Genomic DNA, 15689 nt, shown 5'->3' on the forward strand with positions numbered 1-15689 from the left:
TGTCAGGAAGATGACAGGCGCGATGATCATCTTGACCAGCTTGATGAAGGCATCACCCAGCGGCTTCAGGCTCTCGCCGGTCCCCGGATAGAAATAGCCAATTGCGACGCCGAGGGCGATGGCGGCAAGCACCTGCGCGTAAAGCTTGGCATAGAAGGGTTTGCGGGGCGCGGGACTCGCGCCGCGGACTTGTGCAGCTGACACTGTTTCTCTCTCCCTGACCGGATCGAGGTGGCGTGACTTCTCCCGGGCTTCTCCCTATCGCGGCGCTCCGGTCGAACGCTGCACCAAGGCCGCCGCAATACCCATGCCAAATGGATCCGCATGACCTGAACTGACGTTGGGCTCGCCAATGATGGGATGAGCGGTGGCACAAGACAGGAATGACAAGGCCGCCGTCCAGCACGCGCTTGATGTTCTCCGGCAGATTGCCGGTCGATCTCTCTGGCTTGCGGTTTTGCTGCACATCGTGGCGGGCTCCTCGGTTTGCCGACTTTGGGAAGGGCCGCATCGCTGGCACGAGGGCGCAGAATTGCCGCGTTCTTTGCCGCGCTCCCGCTGCAGCGACAGCTTGAAAGCGACGTCGAGACGTAGGGATTGACGCCGCTGGTGCTGACCGCGACAATGCGGTTCAGAAGTTCCGAGCACCGCCGAGAAAGCCGCGCTCGACCGCCACCTTCGCGCCTTCACACGCGACGCCGCCGCCTTATCTGTGTCATCAATATCGAGGAAATGGCGGTTGCCGCGACCGACCAGTGTCGTCGGCAGTGATTATCGCTCCCGCCCCTGGTTCGCAGGCGCTGGTGACTGGCACGGCCCGGCAACTCGGCGCGGTCAGCCGCTCGGGCACCGCATCGCCGGCGCCGTATTTCTGTCGTTCAACATCGCCGACAAAAATTAGAACTGATGAATTCTATCATAGGCCGCGAGGTTTCCTTTCACGAATGAAAGAAAGCTCGATTGACTATCCCGCCTCGCTCCAGTCTTTTGAAAATCAACGTGTGGTTGCCCCCGTGCAAGCCGAGAACGTGGCCAAGCTTCGTGGAGGGAGAGCCAAGCGATGCGTCAGGGGTCGACCCGCTTTGCACTCGACCACACGGCGGTGGCACGAGTTCACGTCAGAGCATTTTCGCGCTTGCCCGCGACGTCGCGGGCGCACATGCCGCCGGCATGCATTTCATGGCGCGAGATCGAGGATCATATGCACCACAACATTCCCAAATCAGAACAAAATGCCAGCGAGTGCCGCATTTCGCTTCCGGATGCGAAAAGGGCTTACCCAAAGTCCGAGATGAACACCGCGGTCCCTTTTGTGCCATCGCACGAGCACGCGCTTACCGGCATCTTCGAAATATCGAAAGTACTCACCGACCCCGCCCGGCTCGAAGTCACGTTGGCCAAGGTCGTCGATCTCCTGCCCTCGTTTGTGCAGATGCGGCACGGCATCATCGCTCTCTTCGACGCTGAGGGCGTACTGGACATCACCGTAGTCACCGGCTGCGACGAGAACAGCGATGAGCGCTCCCGGATGCGCCTGCCGCGCAAGGCAATCGATCTGATTGTGACGACGGACACGCCGCTCGTCGCCGAGAACATAGCGGTGCATTCGGCCTTCACTGCCGCTGACATAGAGGTGCTTGGGGCCTCCGACACCGTGTCCTTCATCGGCGTTCCCATTCGTGTTGATGGGAACGCCGTAGGCACGCTGACTATCGACCGCGCCTTGGACAGCAGGTCAACGTATCGGCTCGATTATGATGTCCGGCTGCTCACCATGATAGCCAACATGGTGGGACAGACAGTCAAGTTGCACCGCTTCTCCGCGGGCGACCGCGAACGACCGACGGAGGTGGAAGATGGGCTGCAAACGCAATTCTCTGATGTCAAGCACCCTGCACCGCAGCGCAAGAAGGTTCACGTCAAGGGAATGATTGGCGATAGTCCGGCGCTAAGCGCGCTGCTCGAGAAGATCGCAGTTGTAGCTAAGGCAAAGACCACGGTTCTGTTGCGAGGCGAATCCGGTACCGGGAAGGAGCTGGTCGCCAAGGCAATTCACGAGTTGTCGCCGCGCGCCAAGCGGCCCTTCATCAAACTCAATTGTGCAGCGCTGCCAGAGACAGTCCTGGAATCCGAATTGTTCGGTCATGAGAAGGGTGCCTTCACAAGCGCGTTCAATTCCCGCAAGGGTCGCTTTGAGCTCGCCGACAAGGGGACGTTGTTTCTGGATGAGATCGGCGAGATCTCGGCCTCCTTCCAGGCAAAGCTACTGCGCGTGCTGCAGGAGCAGGAGTTTGAGCGCGTCGGCAGCAACCAGACCATCAAGGTCGACGTTCGCGTGATTGCCGCCACGAACAGGAACCTTGAAGAGGCGGTTGCAAGGAATGAGTTCCGCGCCGACCTATATTATCGCATCAACGTGGTTCCCTTGCTGGTGCCGGCATTACGCCAAAGGCGCAGCGATATTCCGCTCCTCGCAGCTGAGTTTCTCAAGAATTTCAACGATGAGAACGGCCGTACGCTGACCTTCGATGCGCGTGCGATTGAAGTACTGATGAAATGTGAATTTCCCGGCAACATTCGCGAGCTTGAAAATTGCGTGCACCGGACAGCGATCCTGGCGGAGGGACGATCAATCGGGAGAAACGACTTTGCGTGCTCCCACGACCAATGCTTTGCCGAGGCGCTGCGGAAGAGCAGATCGGGCAAGGCCGCGCTGCAACCAGCGCCAATCCTGCCAGAGGCAGTGAATCCGGCCACGCCGCCGGATGCGGCCGCTCGTTCGGCCGCCACCACAGTCCCGCCTGCCGGAGCAACCCACTCATTGGGCGCGAGGACCACCGACGCCGAGCGCGTCATTGCTGCCATGGAAAGATGTGGCTGGGTGCAGGCAAAGGCGGCGCGCCTGCTTGGACTGACCCCGCGCCAGATTGGCTACGTGCTGAGGAAATACGGCATCGAGGTCAAGCGTCTGTGAAAGCATGACTCAGGCGGATTAGCTGAGACCGCTTAGCGGCTTGGCCCGCGCAGGGATGCAGATCCGCGTCCGCGTCAAGTCGATCCGACCGAGGACAGCCTGGCCGAATTCCCGTGGCAGCCGGCGTTGCGACCATCTTGTGAAAGGCGACGCTGCCATCGTCAATCCGTCCGCCATGTTGCTCTCGTTGCGAGCTCATACGCATGCCCTGTGCGACTGAAACGGAGATAAAATATGTCCGATGCAAAACTGCAAGCTGTGCTTTCGTCTCTTCCGCAAGGGACGCGACAGTTAGATGCTCTGCCGTCCAACGGACCAGCGCCGGACAAAAGTTTTGTCAAGCTGAATACGAATGAGAACCCGTTTCCGTTGCCGCCAATCATAATGCAAAGTGCAGTGGCGGCCCTCCAGCGCCAGTATCTGTATCCGGACGACGATAACATCAGCTTGAGGGAAGCAGCGTCCAATACCTATGGCGTATCCACGGATCAGGTCATCGCAGGCAACGGGTCGTCTGAACTGCTCGGACTCATCTACAGAGCTTTCCTCGCCCCTGGCGACAAGGTGGCGATGATATCGCCAGGGTTTTCGTTCAACCGCAAACTTGCCATGTTGCATGGTGCTGAGTTTCTCGAGATCGGATGTCAAACTCATTCGCTGCCAATGGAGCAATTGCTTTCCGGTCCGGCAAAAGACGCCAAGTTCATTCTGGTGGCCAATCCAAACAATCCGACCGGAACATTCCTCTCGATAAGCAATATCGAACGCCTCGTGGCACAATCGGATCGCCTGGTCGTCCTTGATGAGGCCTACGTCGACTTTGCACCCGATCACGGGCTGCGCCTCATCAACCGTTATTCGAACCTTCTGATCTTGAGAACATTTTCGAAGAGCTATGCCGCCGCCGGCATTCGCGTCGGTTTCGGTTTCGGTCACCCTGAGATTATTGGCAGGCTGCGCAACATCCAGAACGTCTTCAACATGAACGTGATCGGGCATGCGGTTGGTATCAGCGTGCTTGCGCATCGCGGCGCCTACGCAGAGAACCACAAGCACATCAGACATGAACGACAGCGAGTGACAGCCGCACTGTCGCAACTTGGATTTTCCGTAACGCCCTCCCACGCAAATTTCCTGCTAGCCCGTGTGCCAGCGGGACAGGACGGCTCATGGTGGCAAGCAGCCTTGGAAAGGCAAAAGATACTCGTTGCCTACTTTCCGGACAATGGTTTGGAACATTGCATCCGCGTCAGCATCGGCACAAAAGAGCAATTGGATGCATTTCTTGCTGCCGCTCGCGATATAGTTGGAAGCTTAAACATACCAAGCACCACGGGCAGGGGAGCGTCAGGCTCTGCTCGTTCGGTACGCTGACGCTAATCCGATATCACACATTGCTATCTTTAGACTTGCTTGGTCACCCAAGCACGACAACATTTTTCTTTAAAATCAGGGACAATATCGAGTGACAAACGTCTTTCCTTCAAACCTAGCCTTCGGCATCTTCGATCATCTGGACGAGGACGGCCTCGATATCGCCCGGCAGTACGAAGATCGCCTGATATTAGCAGAGGCGTGCGATCAGCTAGGGTTCTATGCCTATCATCTCGCAGAGCACCACTGTACCCCCCATGGGAGAGGTCCATCGCCGAATCTGTTCTTATCGAGCGTCGCCCAGCGCACCCGGCGCCTGCGTCTCGGACCCTTGGTGATGCTGCTTGCGCTTTATCATCCGCTGCGTGCGTTCGAAGAGATCTGTATGCTGGACCAGTTGAGCGGTGGCAGGCTCGAACTGGGCATAGGGCGCGGTGCTCTCCCGATCGAATTGGGTTACTTCGGGATTGGTGCGGACGCGGTGCCGGGCCGCTATGCGGAAGCCAGCGAAATTCTTGTTGAAATACTTGTTAATGCCATGAAGGTTGGCACGCTGTGCTATCAAGGCCGCCATTTTGAGCTCAATGACGTTCCTTTGACGCTAAGACCTCATCAGCGTCCACATCCGCCGACATGGGTCGCCGCCAATCGACCCGAGTCCGCAGCCTGGGCCGCTGCGAATGGAGCAAATATCGCGTGTGTAGGACCTTCCTCTTCTGTTCGCAAAACTACTGATGCGTTCCGCGCCTATCAAGAGGACAACACTGGCGATCGAGCGCCATTTATTGGATTGCTCCGCATGGTCGTGGTTGGGCGTTGTGACACACATGCCTATTCGCTCGCGGCACCTGCTTACGAACGATGGCTCAAGAGCTTCCAATTCCTTTACGAGCTTAACGCTATCCCCACTCCACCCAACCTGCCGCTGACCTTCGATGCGGCAGTCGAGAGTGAATTGTGCGTGGTAGGATCAGCAGCGTCTGTGCGAGAAGCTCTGCTCAGTCAGTTGGAAGAGGCAGGTGCTAACTACCTTCTTTGTCAACTGGCATTTGGGAATCTGCCGCTAGATGCTTCCCTGTACACCGCGACGACCATTCAATCCGAAATCATGGCTCGACTTGGCTGACCATGAAATTCGCGGTCTGATCCGAAGGTAAATCGTTGTAACAGCGCTCCCTCACATTGCTCGAGCGTGCACGTGGTGGGGATTGGGAAATCGTGAGGGAGGCCAAACTGACGACGAGCCGGCGGCACAGATTACCAGGTTTGTGCGTTGGCCGGCATCTGGGCACGGTGTGAGACTGCACGATCCTAAGGAGATGATGGCCGAGCGCGTCACGATGCCGGCACGCATCTGCTCGTCGCGCTCGCGCTAGTCGTTGCCCATAGCCCGCCGCAAGAGGTTCTTCTCGACCGGGGCGGCGCCGGTGGCGGCTCCCGCATCCAGCTTCATCAGCGGCTCGGCGGTAGCAAAGCCGTCACTCGCTACGGCGCTGTTGAGGGTGCGCTCGCGAGCGGCTTTGCTACGCCGAGCGACACCACCTGGAGCGAGTTCGCCCGATGTCGCGGCGTGCACCGCGGTCGGATAACGACGCTGGAGGAAATCGTTCGCAGCCGGTCTTCACGATCCGCGCGAGTGCTTTGCATGAATGCTGCCTGCTTCCTCGTCTGCGGCGGCCTGAGTGTCCGCCGGCACGCCCGAAGTCAATGTCAGTACCACAAGGCCGCCAAGACGTCAGGTCTGGGAGCCGGCTTGTACGGTCGTATCGTGTTCTGGAATATCGTCAAAGGAGGCGTAGTTGAGATTGTAGAGTTTGGAATACAGGCCCCCCATGGCTATTAGCTGATCGTGGTTGCCAGTCGCAATAACTTGGCCATTCTGAAGCACGATGATGCGGTCGGCACCCCGGATCGTGGCAAGACGGTGGGCGATGACGAGGCCAGTGCGCCCTTCAAGCAGCTTTATCAGAGCCTTCTGAATCTGCATTTCCGTGTAGCTGTCGATGTTGGCGGTAGCTTCGTCGAGCACGAGGATCTTGGCGTCGGCGACGAGGGCGCGGGCGAAACTGATAAGCTGGCGCTGGCCGAGAGATAAGTTGTCGCCGCGTTCGCCAAGTTGGGTCTCATACCCGTCGGCGAGGCTCATTATGAAGTCGTGGGCGCCGACCGCCTTGGCGGCCTCGATCACCTTGTCGCGCGTGGCTTCCGTCTTGTGGTATCGAATGTTCTCGAAGACCGTCCCGGTGAACAGGAACGGCTCCTGCAGCACCATGGCGACCTGGCGGCCGAGCGATTCCTGGGTGAGATCGCGCACATCATGTCCGCCGACCAGCACTTGGCCCTGCTGAACATCATAGAAGCGGTGGACCAGGGCCATCGCGCTCGATTTGCCAGAACCGCTCGGCCCGACCAGTGCGACCGTCTCGCCGGGATTGACCCGGAAGGAGACATTTTTCAGCACCGGACACTTGGGATTGTAGCCGAAGCTGACGTCCCTGAACTCGACCGAGCCGTCCATTTCGGGCGAAAGCACCTTGGCATTGGGTTTGTCCTGAACATCGATCTTGACGTCGAGCACATCGGTCAGGCGCTTGCCTGAGGCCATGGCGCGCTGCATGATCGAATATTGCAGGGTGAGTGAGCGGATCGGGTCAAAGAAGCGCTGGATGTAAAATAGGTAGGCAACCAATACGCCCACATCTATGCGGCCATTCATGACCATCGAGCCGCCGACCACAATAACGGCGGCCATGGCGAGGCCGGTGAGGCCATCGACGATAGGCACCATGACCAGTGCATATTTGGCAGCGATCAGGTGGGTCCTCAGGTTGGCATGGGCCTTGTCCTCAAAAAGAAGGGAATTCACCTGCTGGCGGTCCATGGACTGGACGGTGCGCACGCCGTGAATGGCTTCGGCCAGCGCGCCGTTGACGACGGAATTAGTCTCGTGTGCAGCCATGAAGGCGTCGCGGGCACGCGGCAGCCAGACAATGCGGACGATCACCAGGACCGGCAGAACCGAGAGCGTCAGGAGGCCGAGGCGGAAGTCGAGCGACAGCATTACGAAAACGATGCCGAAGAGAAGCGCAACATCGCCTACGGAATATACCGAGGTTTCGAGGAATTCCTGTATGGAGTTGACGTCGCCTTGCAGGCGCGACATGAGGCGTCCGACCTCGGTCTTGTCCATGAAGGAGAGCGAAACCTTCTGCAGATGGCCAAACATGGCGCGGCGGATGTCGAACAGGACAGTTTCGGCCACTTTCCCAACCACGGTTTCCTGCATGTAGCCGGCAGCGAAATTGACCAAAATCGCCAAAACGAACGCGCCGACGGCCGCAAGCTGGGCTGAGCGATCGGTCCTTGCCGGGTTCATGCCCTGGTCGATCGCGTAGCGGATGATCAACGGGATGAGAAGCTGCGTCCCGGTGAAGATCAGCATTGCTGCAATCGTGATGACTACCCTGGCACGATAGGGACGGACGAAGGCCCAGATGCGCCGGAGGATGCTCTTGTCGAAAGCCCGGCCGAACATCTCCTCCTCGATGCGGTGCGAGCCGACAACGGCGCGCGGAGGGCGTCTGCGGTCGTCACGTTCGGCTTCGAGTTCGCCGGCGCGGCCCTGCGCCATCAGCGGGCGCCCCCATACTGGGTCATAATGTCATCACCCGGGCGCGTCTGGAGATCGTAAAGGGCCCTGTAGCGTCCCCGCTTCTCCAAAAGCTCTTGATGCGTGCCGCGTTCTACGATTTCGCCGTTATCGACAAAAAGGATCTGATCGGCATGCATAAGCGCACTCAGCCGGTGCGCGATGATGATCGTCACCCGATCCTTGGCGAAGCGCCGCATCGCCGCGCGGATGCGCTGCTCGGTGCCGGCATCGATCGCGGCCGTTGAGTCGTCGAAAACGACGACGGAGGGGCGCAGCATCATGGTGCGAGCAATCGTGAGACGCTGGCGCTGGCCGCCAGAGAGAGAGACGCCGCGTTCGCCCACGACCGTCTCGTAGCCTGCTGGGAGCCCGAGGATGTAGTTGTGGAGTTGGGCAAATTCGCCAGCGCGTTCTATTCGCTGTCTCTTCGCCCAGGGATCGCCATAAGCGATGTTGTTCTCGATCGTGGTTGTGAATAGGAATGCATCCTGCTGTACGACGGCGACCGCCTTGCGAAGCGTCGCGAGGGTGACATTGCGTATGTCCTGGCCGTCCAGCGTGATGGCGCCACCGGTCACGTCGTAAAAGCGGGGGACCAGATGAGCCATCGTCGATTTGCCCGAACCCGGCGGACCGACGATCGCGATCGTCTCGCCTCTACGGGCCTCAAAGCTGAGGTTCTTCAAAATGGCGCGGTTTTCGGCGCTGGGGTACGCAAACGAGACATTGTGGAAGCGCAGAGTGCCGTCGCTTATCTCGAGCGGTCTGGCCTCGAGAGCATCCCTGATTGTGATCTCCTGGTCGAGGAGACCGAAAAGCCGCGAACCGCAGCTAGAAGCGCGGGCAAAGGCATTGACCATGAGGCCGATCTGGCGGACTGGCATTTGCAGGATTGTCATGAAGGTCAGGAAGGTCGCCACCGTTCCGACGCTTATCTCGCCAGCGACGAGCTTGCTGCCACCGATCCAGAGCACCAATCCCATTGCGAAAAAGAAGGACAAGGTCATCGCCGACGTGCTGGGCACGTAGATGTCAACTCGGTCGTGGGCGAGGTCGAGCGCGTTCTTGGAAGCGCCGTCGAACTTCAGCATCTCATAGGCTTGAGCCGCAAAAGCGCGGACCACGCGGATGCCTGCGAGATTTTCCTCCATCACGCGGCTTAGTACTGAAAGCCGCTCATGCAGGTCGAGCCAGGTGGCGCGCAGCCTAAGCTGTGTGGCCGATGAGCGCCAGGCGACAAAAGGCACGAAGCTCAGCGCGACCAGGCCGAGCATGGGATCGGTCGAGATCATCATGTAGGCGCCGATCCCGATCAGCATGGTGAGCAGGAGCACGCGAACGAGCGCGGTGGAAAAATACATCCGCACGCCTTGGAGATCGAGCATTCCGATGGTGATCAGATCGCCTGAATGGACCCGGTCGTGAAAGGAAAAGCTGAGACGCTGGATCTTGTCGTAGTAGGCGAGCCGCAGTTCGTACGCGACATGATGCCCGACGGCTTCGGCAAAATAGTTCTGCGCCATCGTGAAAAGGCCGCGTAGCGCGCTGACGGCGAGCAGCAGGAGAGCCGGGATCCAGAGCGCTTGTCCTGCCGCGGTCCCCGCGACACCGCCCCCGATGGCTGTCTGGGTCAGGTCGACGGCCCGGCCGAGAAGCTGGGGAATGAGCAACTGGAGGATTGCCGCCATGATCGTCGAGCCCATAGCGAAGGCGACCTGCCAGGGATGCCGCAAATTCATCCGCGTGATGCGCAACAGCGTACTCAAATCCCGGCCCCAGCGCGCCGCTTCCACATGGGTCAACGAATTCAGAGCGTTCGTTGCGCTGCCGATAGCATCACTGCTCACGGGTGTATTCCCGACTGCATTTTGCGCCTTCGAGGCAAGCCGAAGGACCAATCATCAAAGGGGCCCGCCATTGTTAATCCTGTCCACCACCTGCAGCAGGGCGCGTTCCTATAAGCCGAGCCGCGGCTTCACTTACTGGCATGTCGATCACCGTGATTCCGCTTGCCGCAAGGAAACGCGCTTCGTTTCTGGTCAGCGTTTCCGCGTCCATTACCGCGCAATATGGACCTCGGGAGCGCTTCATGATCTGCCTGGCGTAGGTGCGCAGCATCTGATCGTTGAAGCGGCAGCCAACGAAGAAAAATCCACGGGTGATGCGCCGTTCCTTCACCACGTCTGGGATCGGTGTCTGGATATCGATTTCGGTCAGGACTTCGACATAGTCCGAATCTGCGACGAGAAAGTTTTGCGCCGGCCTAATACTCCCGTGAGGTGTATAGAGAACCGTCTTTGCCCCCGATCGGGGGTCGAGTTCCCTCCCGGACAAATCGTAGGTTTTCGTCCAAATGTTACCGATTTCGTTCGCGCGCGTGACGCCTTGTATCTCAACGACGTCCGTTCGGCCGGTCTCTACGAGAGCCGTGCGCATCGCGCCGTCGTACCAGCTGTCGACGATGAGGGAGAGCGGCAGCCTTGCGAGCCAGGCGCGAAGGAGGGTAGGCGCCACCGGCGCTGCGAATATGTCGGTCATCCAAGCTTGAAGCGTCCGGCGATGCCGGCGCTGTTCGATGAACTGCGCAACCGACCACATATTGGTGCGGATCCTGGAAGGGGCTGGCGCCCGTGCATTGAGTGCCGCGGCAACGACCTCGGGCGTATGCGGCACAGGCGGTTCCGCACAGTTGAACCCAAGAAGACCCGGACCGAGATAGGGGATCACCTGATCGGCGGCGAGCGCCTCCTTCGCCAGGTCAAGCAGCTTTTCGGCAAAACTGTCCCGCACGATGACCAGGTGGCCCGATGTCAGGATCGTGTTCATGCTCGTTCCTCGCGACGCACCTATCAAGGGGCAGCATCAGTCCTCTTCGGAAATCTTCCTTGCCTCGACGGTGATCGGCAGACGCGTATCCCGTGGAAGATCGGGTAGGAGGAGCCGCCACCCGTTCCTGAGCGTCACAGTTCCGCCCCACAACTCTTCCTTCTCGAGCTTGATGATCGGCTCTTCGAGGTCCTTCTTCGGGACATACGCCGACAAGCCAGCATCGGTCCTGCGGATCATGACTTTCATCTGGCCGTCCCTTCATTGGTATTGCTATCAGCACTGCAGGGCACCTCGGCTTTGTCGAGGCTCATCAGTTCACGCGCTCGCATGCCGACGACTGTGCCACGGTCGATCCATTCGACCGCATAGATGAAGAACTGCTGGAGAAAGGTGCCAATGTCGCGCACATATCCCTCGTCGCCCTTCCGCACGAGATTTTCGCCGATCTCCCTGCCAGGATAGGTGCCGTCATTTTTTATGTGGCGAGTGGCACGTACCCGCTCTCCCGGCATGAATCGTGGAGGCCTGCGGATTTCGACCTCCTCTTCGCGTCCGAGCGACATGTCCGTTCCCTGATTTCTCTTGAGGCTGCAGATTGTGAACAAAGGCGTTCCAGGCGTCCTGCGAAGGCATCCCCGACCATGTCGGCAGCCCAATGTTCGTCACGCAGGAACGCAGGTCTTCGGCACCGGGCATACCGAGGCACATTGCTGCGCATCGAAGACCCCCTCGCACTCGGTGCACTTTTGCGGCTCGATCACATAGCTCTCGCCTTTGAACTTGATCGCGCCGGAGGGACACTCGAATTCGCAGGCGCCGCATTGGGTGCATTGGGATGCGATGATCTTGAAAGCCATTTTAACTCCTGGTCCGAATGGATGAGACGCGCTCAGGCCGTCGCCGCGAGTGCGGGGGTCCCAGACGCGGCCGCGTAAATCGCGCTGATTGCGGTTTCGATATAGTCGTGGGCATATGCGTCGGTGGCTTGGATTCCAGCGTCGGCGAGCTGATCCTGCGGGCAGTTTCCGATCTTGGCGCACAGCACGACATCTATGCCCTCAAGCGCAGCGATGACGCCATCCAGGGTGGCCTCTGCGCCCCAGCCGCCGAGACAATACTGCTCGACCTTGCGATGCCCGACAAAGCTGATCCCTCTCGGCGAGGCTTCGTAAACCTGGAATTCCTTCGCATGGCCGAAATGTTCATTGACGCGGCCGCCGCCCTTGGTCGCCACCGCGAAGAGAAGGGACTTGCCGGGGCTCGCTGCCTTGACCAATCCGATCGCTTCTCTCCTAGCCGCCACGTGATCACGGCGCTCCTCCGCGACCAGCTCCCGATAGGCCTTGCGATTGCTGGCATCGTAGGTGACCTCGCCGGGAATTCGGTCGACTGTGAATTCCTGGCCACGATCCTCACCGAGCAGGCCGACGGCATCTGCCCGGCACTGCCGGCAGTGGCGCATCAACTGGGCGCCGCCTTCGACACGATCCTGAAGAGCCTTCATCTCCATTGCGTTTGGGCCGCGTTGCCCGCTCAGTCCGTAGTGCGTGCCGTGCGCCGGGTCCGAAATCAGCGGCATGAGGTTGTGCAGGAACGCGCCTCGCTCCTTCACCCATCTATTCACCTTGATCAGATGCTCATCGTTCACGCCGGGGATCATCACTGAATTGATTTTGGTGAGGATGCCGCGCGCGGTCAGCATCTCCAGACCCAACATCTGCCGCTCGTGCAGGATCCGGGCGGCTTCGATGCCGACGTAGCGGCGATGGTCGTAAAAGATCCAAGGATAGATCTTTGCACCGACCTCAGGGTCGACCATGTTGATGGTGATCGTCACGTGATCGACATTCATGTCGGCAAGCTCATCGACATGGTCCGGCAGCGCGAGCCCATTCGTGGAGATGCAAAACTTGATGTCTGGGATTTCCCTGGCAACTCGTTCGAACGTTGCCTTCGTCTTCTTCCAGTCGTAACAGGCATCGCCCGGTCCGGCGATGCCGAGCACGGAGAGTTGCGGCACCTCGTTGGCGACCGCGACCACCTTGCGTAGCGCCTGGTCGGGTGTCAGCGTTTCGGAGACCACCCCAGGCCGGCTTTCGTTCGCGCAGTCATATTTGCGATTGCAGTAGTTGCACTGGATATTGCAGCCGGGCGCGACCGCGACGTGCATGCGCGCGAAATAGTGATGCGCCTCTTCTGAAAAGCAGGGGTGATCCTTGATCTTCTCCCAGATAGCCGGATCCGTGTCGTCCGGCTTTATCGACGAGCCGCAGGACGAAGACGCGCAGCCACCGGCTTTCACGGTGGCAAGCAACTGGTCACCGAATGTCGTGCTGAGGCTCTCAAGCGAAATTGCCGGTGCGGACATCGAACGGCTCCGTTGCTAGGTGAATGTCGCAGTTCAAACCGCAAGAGCTATGCCAGCTCAAAGAGCGGTTTTGGTTCACGAATTGGCTTTCGTGTCGGATTCCGTCGGATTGCTCCGACACACCTTTGTCGGGCTTCCGACAGTGGACAAGCAAATCGGGTCGCGAAGGCTACCAGCCTTGGGCGCGAAGGGTGTGAGGGAGACTACTCCGGGCTTACGTTTGACGTCATCACGACGTCTAGAATTTCTTCACCTCGATGCCATATCGGCGCAGCGCGTAGCCGATTTGCCGCGGCGTGAGGCCGAGGATACGAGCCGCCCTGGCCTGAACCCAACCGGCCTTGTCCATCGCGTCGATCAGCCGGTCGCGTTCCGTCAGACGCGGGGGACAAGCGGGATCGTTTGGATCGCCGGCCGCAAGGGGAGATACGTTGCCTGCGGAGGCACCGATGCGACTGGCCGGCAGCCGCAATCCGACCGGCACTGCGTTGACCCGTGCGAGATCGTCGATGGTATTGCCGCCATTCGAGCGGTCGGCTCGCTTCCAGAGGAGCCAGGAAAGGCACTGGCTCTTCTTACAGGCGAAATCGGATGGCGTGATCGTCCTTGAACGCGCAAGTGTGGCCGTCCTTTGGACGCAGTTCTCCAGCTCGCGGACGTTACCAGGGAAGTAGCATTGCGAGATCAGGTCAAGCGCCGACGGCGCGAAGGCGAGTGCGCGATCGTTCTCCTTGTTGAATCGATTGAGGAAGGCGTTCGCAAGGCGTGGAATATCGCCGGGTCGCTCTCTGAGCGGAGGCAGGATAATTGGCACCACATTGATGCGGTAATAAAGGTCGGCCCTGAACTCCCCTTTTATGACGGCCGTCTCGAGATCCTTGTTGGTGGCGCATATGAGGCGCACGTCGACCTGTAGCGTTTTGGTGCCGCCGACTCGCTCCAACTCGCCTTCCTGCAAGACACGCAACAGCTTGGCTTGAAAGGCCGGCGAAATCTCGCCGATTTCATCAAGTAGCAGCGTTCCCTCATTTGCCAATTCAAAACGACCGGCGCGCTGGGAGATAGCACCCGTGAAAGCGCCCTTTTCATGCCCAAACAGTTCTGACTCCAGAACGCTTTCAGACAGTGCGGCGCAGTTCAATTTGACGAAAGACTTCTTCCTCCGACGTGAGAGCTTATGGATGGCTTGCGCAAAGAATTCCTTGCCGGTGCCGCTTTCACCCCGCAGTAGCACGGTGGAATTGGTCCCTGCTACGACCGAGACGGTTTCGAGCACCTGCTTGAGTGCGGGGCTTTCCCCGATGATCCCGTCGATTTTGACATCCGCATGCCGGGCAGGGTCGTAGGTCCTCCCCTCGTTGGGCGATTTCTCCGGTCTCCATTGCTCATGGACAGACCGCTGACGATCTGTACTCAGGATGCGATGGAGACGGATCGTCCGGCCGACAAGGTTGGCGACCATCGTCAGGAAGTATGTGTCCTCGTCGTCGCGAAAGTCGGTGGCGCCGTCTCCGGCGCGGTCGATCGACAATGTCCCAAGGATTTTATGATCAGCCTTTAGCGGGATACCGATAAAGGCAATTGGGATGGTGCCGCTGCTCGAAGATGTTTGAAGGTCAGCCTGAAATAGTTGGGACTTGCGGACGTCCGGTATGAAGAGCGGCGTCCCCGTAGCGACGATTTGATCTGTTATGGCCTGTGGTATGACGCGGCGAGTGCCTGATTGAGGTGCGTGGGTATTGCCGGCAGTTGCGGCAATCTCCGGCTCTCCTTCAGCGTCCAGGAGGACGATTGCTCCGTGACGCATCTGCAGAAACGAAGGCAGGATGTTCACGACATTGGCGAGCGTAATCTCCAGCTCGCTGGGGGCGGTCAGCACCTTCGATATCTCGTAGAGTCCCCTGAGCGCGATATCTGCTTGGGGCATGCTTTTGATGGGCGGTTCAGGGCGGGTATCCCGAGGTGCTACCTCGTCGACCCGATCTTGCGGTACGTGAGCCATGGAAACACCTCAGCGGTTGTCGTCCAGAGTGCTCCTCCTTTCGTGTCTGAGTCTGAATTGTGAAAGCACAGTATTCACGAGCTTCTCTTCGTGGCGCGGCAATTCAAGCAAAGATAGACTTGGCGTTGGTCGCGACCTCAGGTGTACCAAGATTGACCCTCTTGATGCGGTGCGTGCGTCCTCATCCGAATTTGAAGAGGACTCCGAAGCCGCCGCGTGGATAGTTCCACTCAATCTCGCCACTGGTCTCGCACAAAATCCGGCAGGTGCCGCACTCCATGCAGCCGTCGGCAGTGATCTCCACTTGACCTTTGTCGTTCAACTCATAACATTTCGCGGGGCAGACGTGGGTCAGCGCGAGCAAGTTCGCGCTTGGCCTCTCGTGCGGTCGCACTTTGATATGCGGACGGCCAGAATCCACCAAGTAGCGGTTCTGGTAAAGCTTGTCCTCGACACGTGACTTCGTCACTGCGATCGTCATTTCGTCTCC

14 protein-coding genes are annotated in these 15689 nt (G+C 59.1%); 3 read left to right on the forward strand and 11 right to left on the reverse strand.

Annotated features, from left to right (window positions below; genetic code table 11):
- Nucleotides 1-204, reverse strand: a 204-nt coding sequence (locus tag NKJ46_RS22090; RefSeq protein ID WP_352667604.1) for a cation:dicarboxylate symporter family transporter, incomplete at its 3' end; no start/stop codon positions are given.
- Between the two features lie 997 nt (nucleotides 205-1201).
- Here NKJ46_RS22090 and nifA (NKJ46_RS22095) point away from each other — a divergent pair.
- The 3 genes from nifA (NKJ46_RS22095) (at nucleotide 1202) to NKJ46_RS22105 (ending at nucleotide 5474) form a co-directional block, all read left to right on the forward strand.
- Nucleotides 1202-2974 (forward strand): nif-specific transcriptional activator NifA, encoded by a 1773-nt coding sequence (nifA, locus tag NKJ46_RS22095; protein ID WP_352853875.1) that lies wholly within the window; start codon nucleotides 1202-1204, stop codon nucleotides 2972-2974.
- Between the two features lie 234 nt (nucleotides 2975-3208).
- Entirely contained in the window at nucleotides 3209-4348 is a 1140-nt protein-coding gene (hisC, locus tag NKJ46_RS22100) for a histidinol-phosphate transaminase (RefSeq protein WP_352523374.1), read from the forward strand.
- Nucleotides 4349-4439: 91 nt separating this feature from the next.
- Nucleotides 4440-5474 (forward strand): LLM class flavin-dependent oxidoreductase, encoded by a 1035-nt coding sequence (locus tag NKJ46_RS22105; protein WP_352491479.1) that lies wholly within the window; start codon nucleotides 4440-4442, stop codon nucleotides 5472-5474.
- 246 nt (nucleotides 5475-5720) lie between these two features.
- On the opposite strand, the gene NKJ46_RS22110 is transcribed toward NKJ46_RS22105, so the two are convergent.
- The 10 genes from NKJ46_RS22110 to NKJ46_RS22155 all read right to left on the reverse strand — a co-directional run bounded on the left by NKJ46_RS22110 (nucleotide 5721) and on the right by NKJ46_RS22155 (nucleotide 15680).
- Nucleotides 5721-5924 (reverse strand): hypothetical protein, encoded by a 204-nt coding sequence (locus NKJ46_RS22110; protein ID WP_352667606.1) that lies wholly within the window; start codon nucleotides 5922-5924, stop codon nucleotides 5721-5723.
- A gap of 159 nt (nucleotides 5925-6083) precedes the next feature.
- Nucleotides 6084-7979: an ABC transporter ATP-binding protein gene (locus tag NKJ46_RS22115; RefSeq protein WP_352667608.1), complete on the reverse strand. Its 1896-nt coding sequence runs from the start codon at nucleotides 7977-7979 to the stop codon at nucleotides 6084-6086.
- Nucleotides 7979-9847, reverse strand: coding sequence for an ABC transporter ATP-binding protein (locus NKJ46_RS22120; RefSeq protein ID WP_352667611.1), 1869 nt, complete (start codon nucleotides 9845-9847; stop codon nucleotides 7979-7981). The genes NKJ46_RS22115 and NKJ46_RS22120 overlap by 1 nt, the downstream gene beginning before the upstream one ends.
- Before the next feature lie 73 nt (nucleotides 9848-9920).
- The gene (locus NKJ46_RS22125; RefSeq protein ID WP_352667614.1) at nucleotides 9921-10826 is read right to left on the reverse strand and encodes an SIR2 family NAD-dependent protein deacylase; all 906 of its coding nucleotides are present in this window, start codon (nucleotides 10824-10826) and stop codon (nucleotides 9921-9923) included.
- A 36-nt stretch (nucleotides 10827-10862) separates the two neighbouring features.
- Complete coding sequence (gene nifT / locus NKJ46_RS22130) at nucleotides 10863-11075, reverse strand: putative nitrogen fixation protein NifT (protein ID WP_352506796.1); 213 nt, start codon at nucleotides 11073-11075, stop codon at nucleotides 10863-10865.
- Nucleotides 11072-11392 carry a nitrogen fixation protein NifZ gene (locus NKJ46_RS22135; protein WP_352450751.1) on the reverse strand — a complete coding sequence of 107 codons (321 nt, stop codon included), beginning with the start codon at nucleotides 11390-11392 and terminating at the stop codon, nucleotides 11072-11074. Before NKJ46_RS22135 ends, nifT begins: the two co-directional genes overlap by 4 nt.
- A gap of 99 nt (nucleotides 11393-11491) precedes the next feature.
- Nucleotides 11492-11803 (reverse strand): 4Fe-4S dicluster domain-containing protein, encoded by a 312-nt coding sequence (locus NKJ46_RS22140; protein ID WP_245274753.1) that lies wholly within the window; start codon nucleotides 11801-11803, stop codon nucleotides 11492-11494.
- Nucleotides 11719-13197, reverse strand: a complete 1479-nt coding sequence (gene nifB, locus NKJ46_RS22145; RefSeq protein WP_352667617.1) for a nitrogenase cofactor biosynthesis protein NifB — start codon at nucleotides 13195-13197, stop codon at nucleotides 11719-11721. Before nifB ends, NKJ46_RS22140 begins: the two co-directional genes overlap by 85 nt.
- A gap of 238 nt (nucleotides 13198-13435) precedes the next feature.
- On the reverse strand, nucleotides 13436-15199 hold the full coding sequence (gene nifA / locus NKJ46_RS22150) for a nif-specific transcriptional activator NifA (protein ID WP_352667619.1): 1764 nt from the start codon (nucleotides 15197-15199) through the stop codon (nucleotides 13436-13438).
- A gap of 181 nt (nucleotides 15200-15380) precedes the next feature.
- Nucleotides 15381-15680, reverse strand: coding sequence for a ferredoxin family protein (locus NKJ46_RS22155; protein ID WP_023678245.1), 300 nt, complete (start codon nucleotides 15678-15680; stop codon nucleotides 15381-15383).
- Nucleotides 15681-15689 lie beyond the last annotated feature (9 nt).

Origin of the sequence: Mesorhizobium sp. M0166, from assembly GCF_040322255.1 — a bacterium.
Classification (GTDB): domain Bacteria; phylum Pseudomonadota; class Alphaproteobacteria; order Rhizobiales; family Rhizobiaceae; genus Mesorhizobium.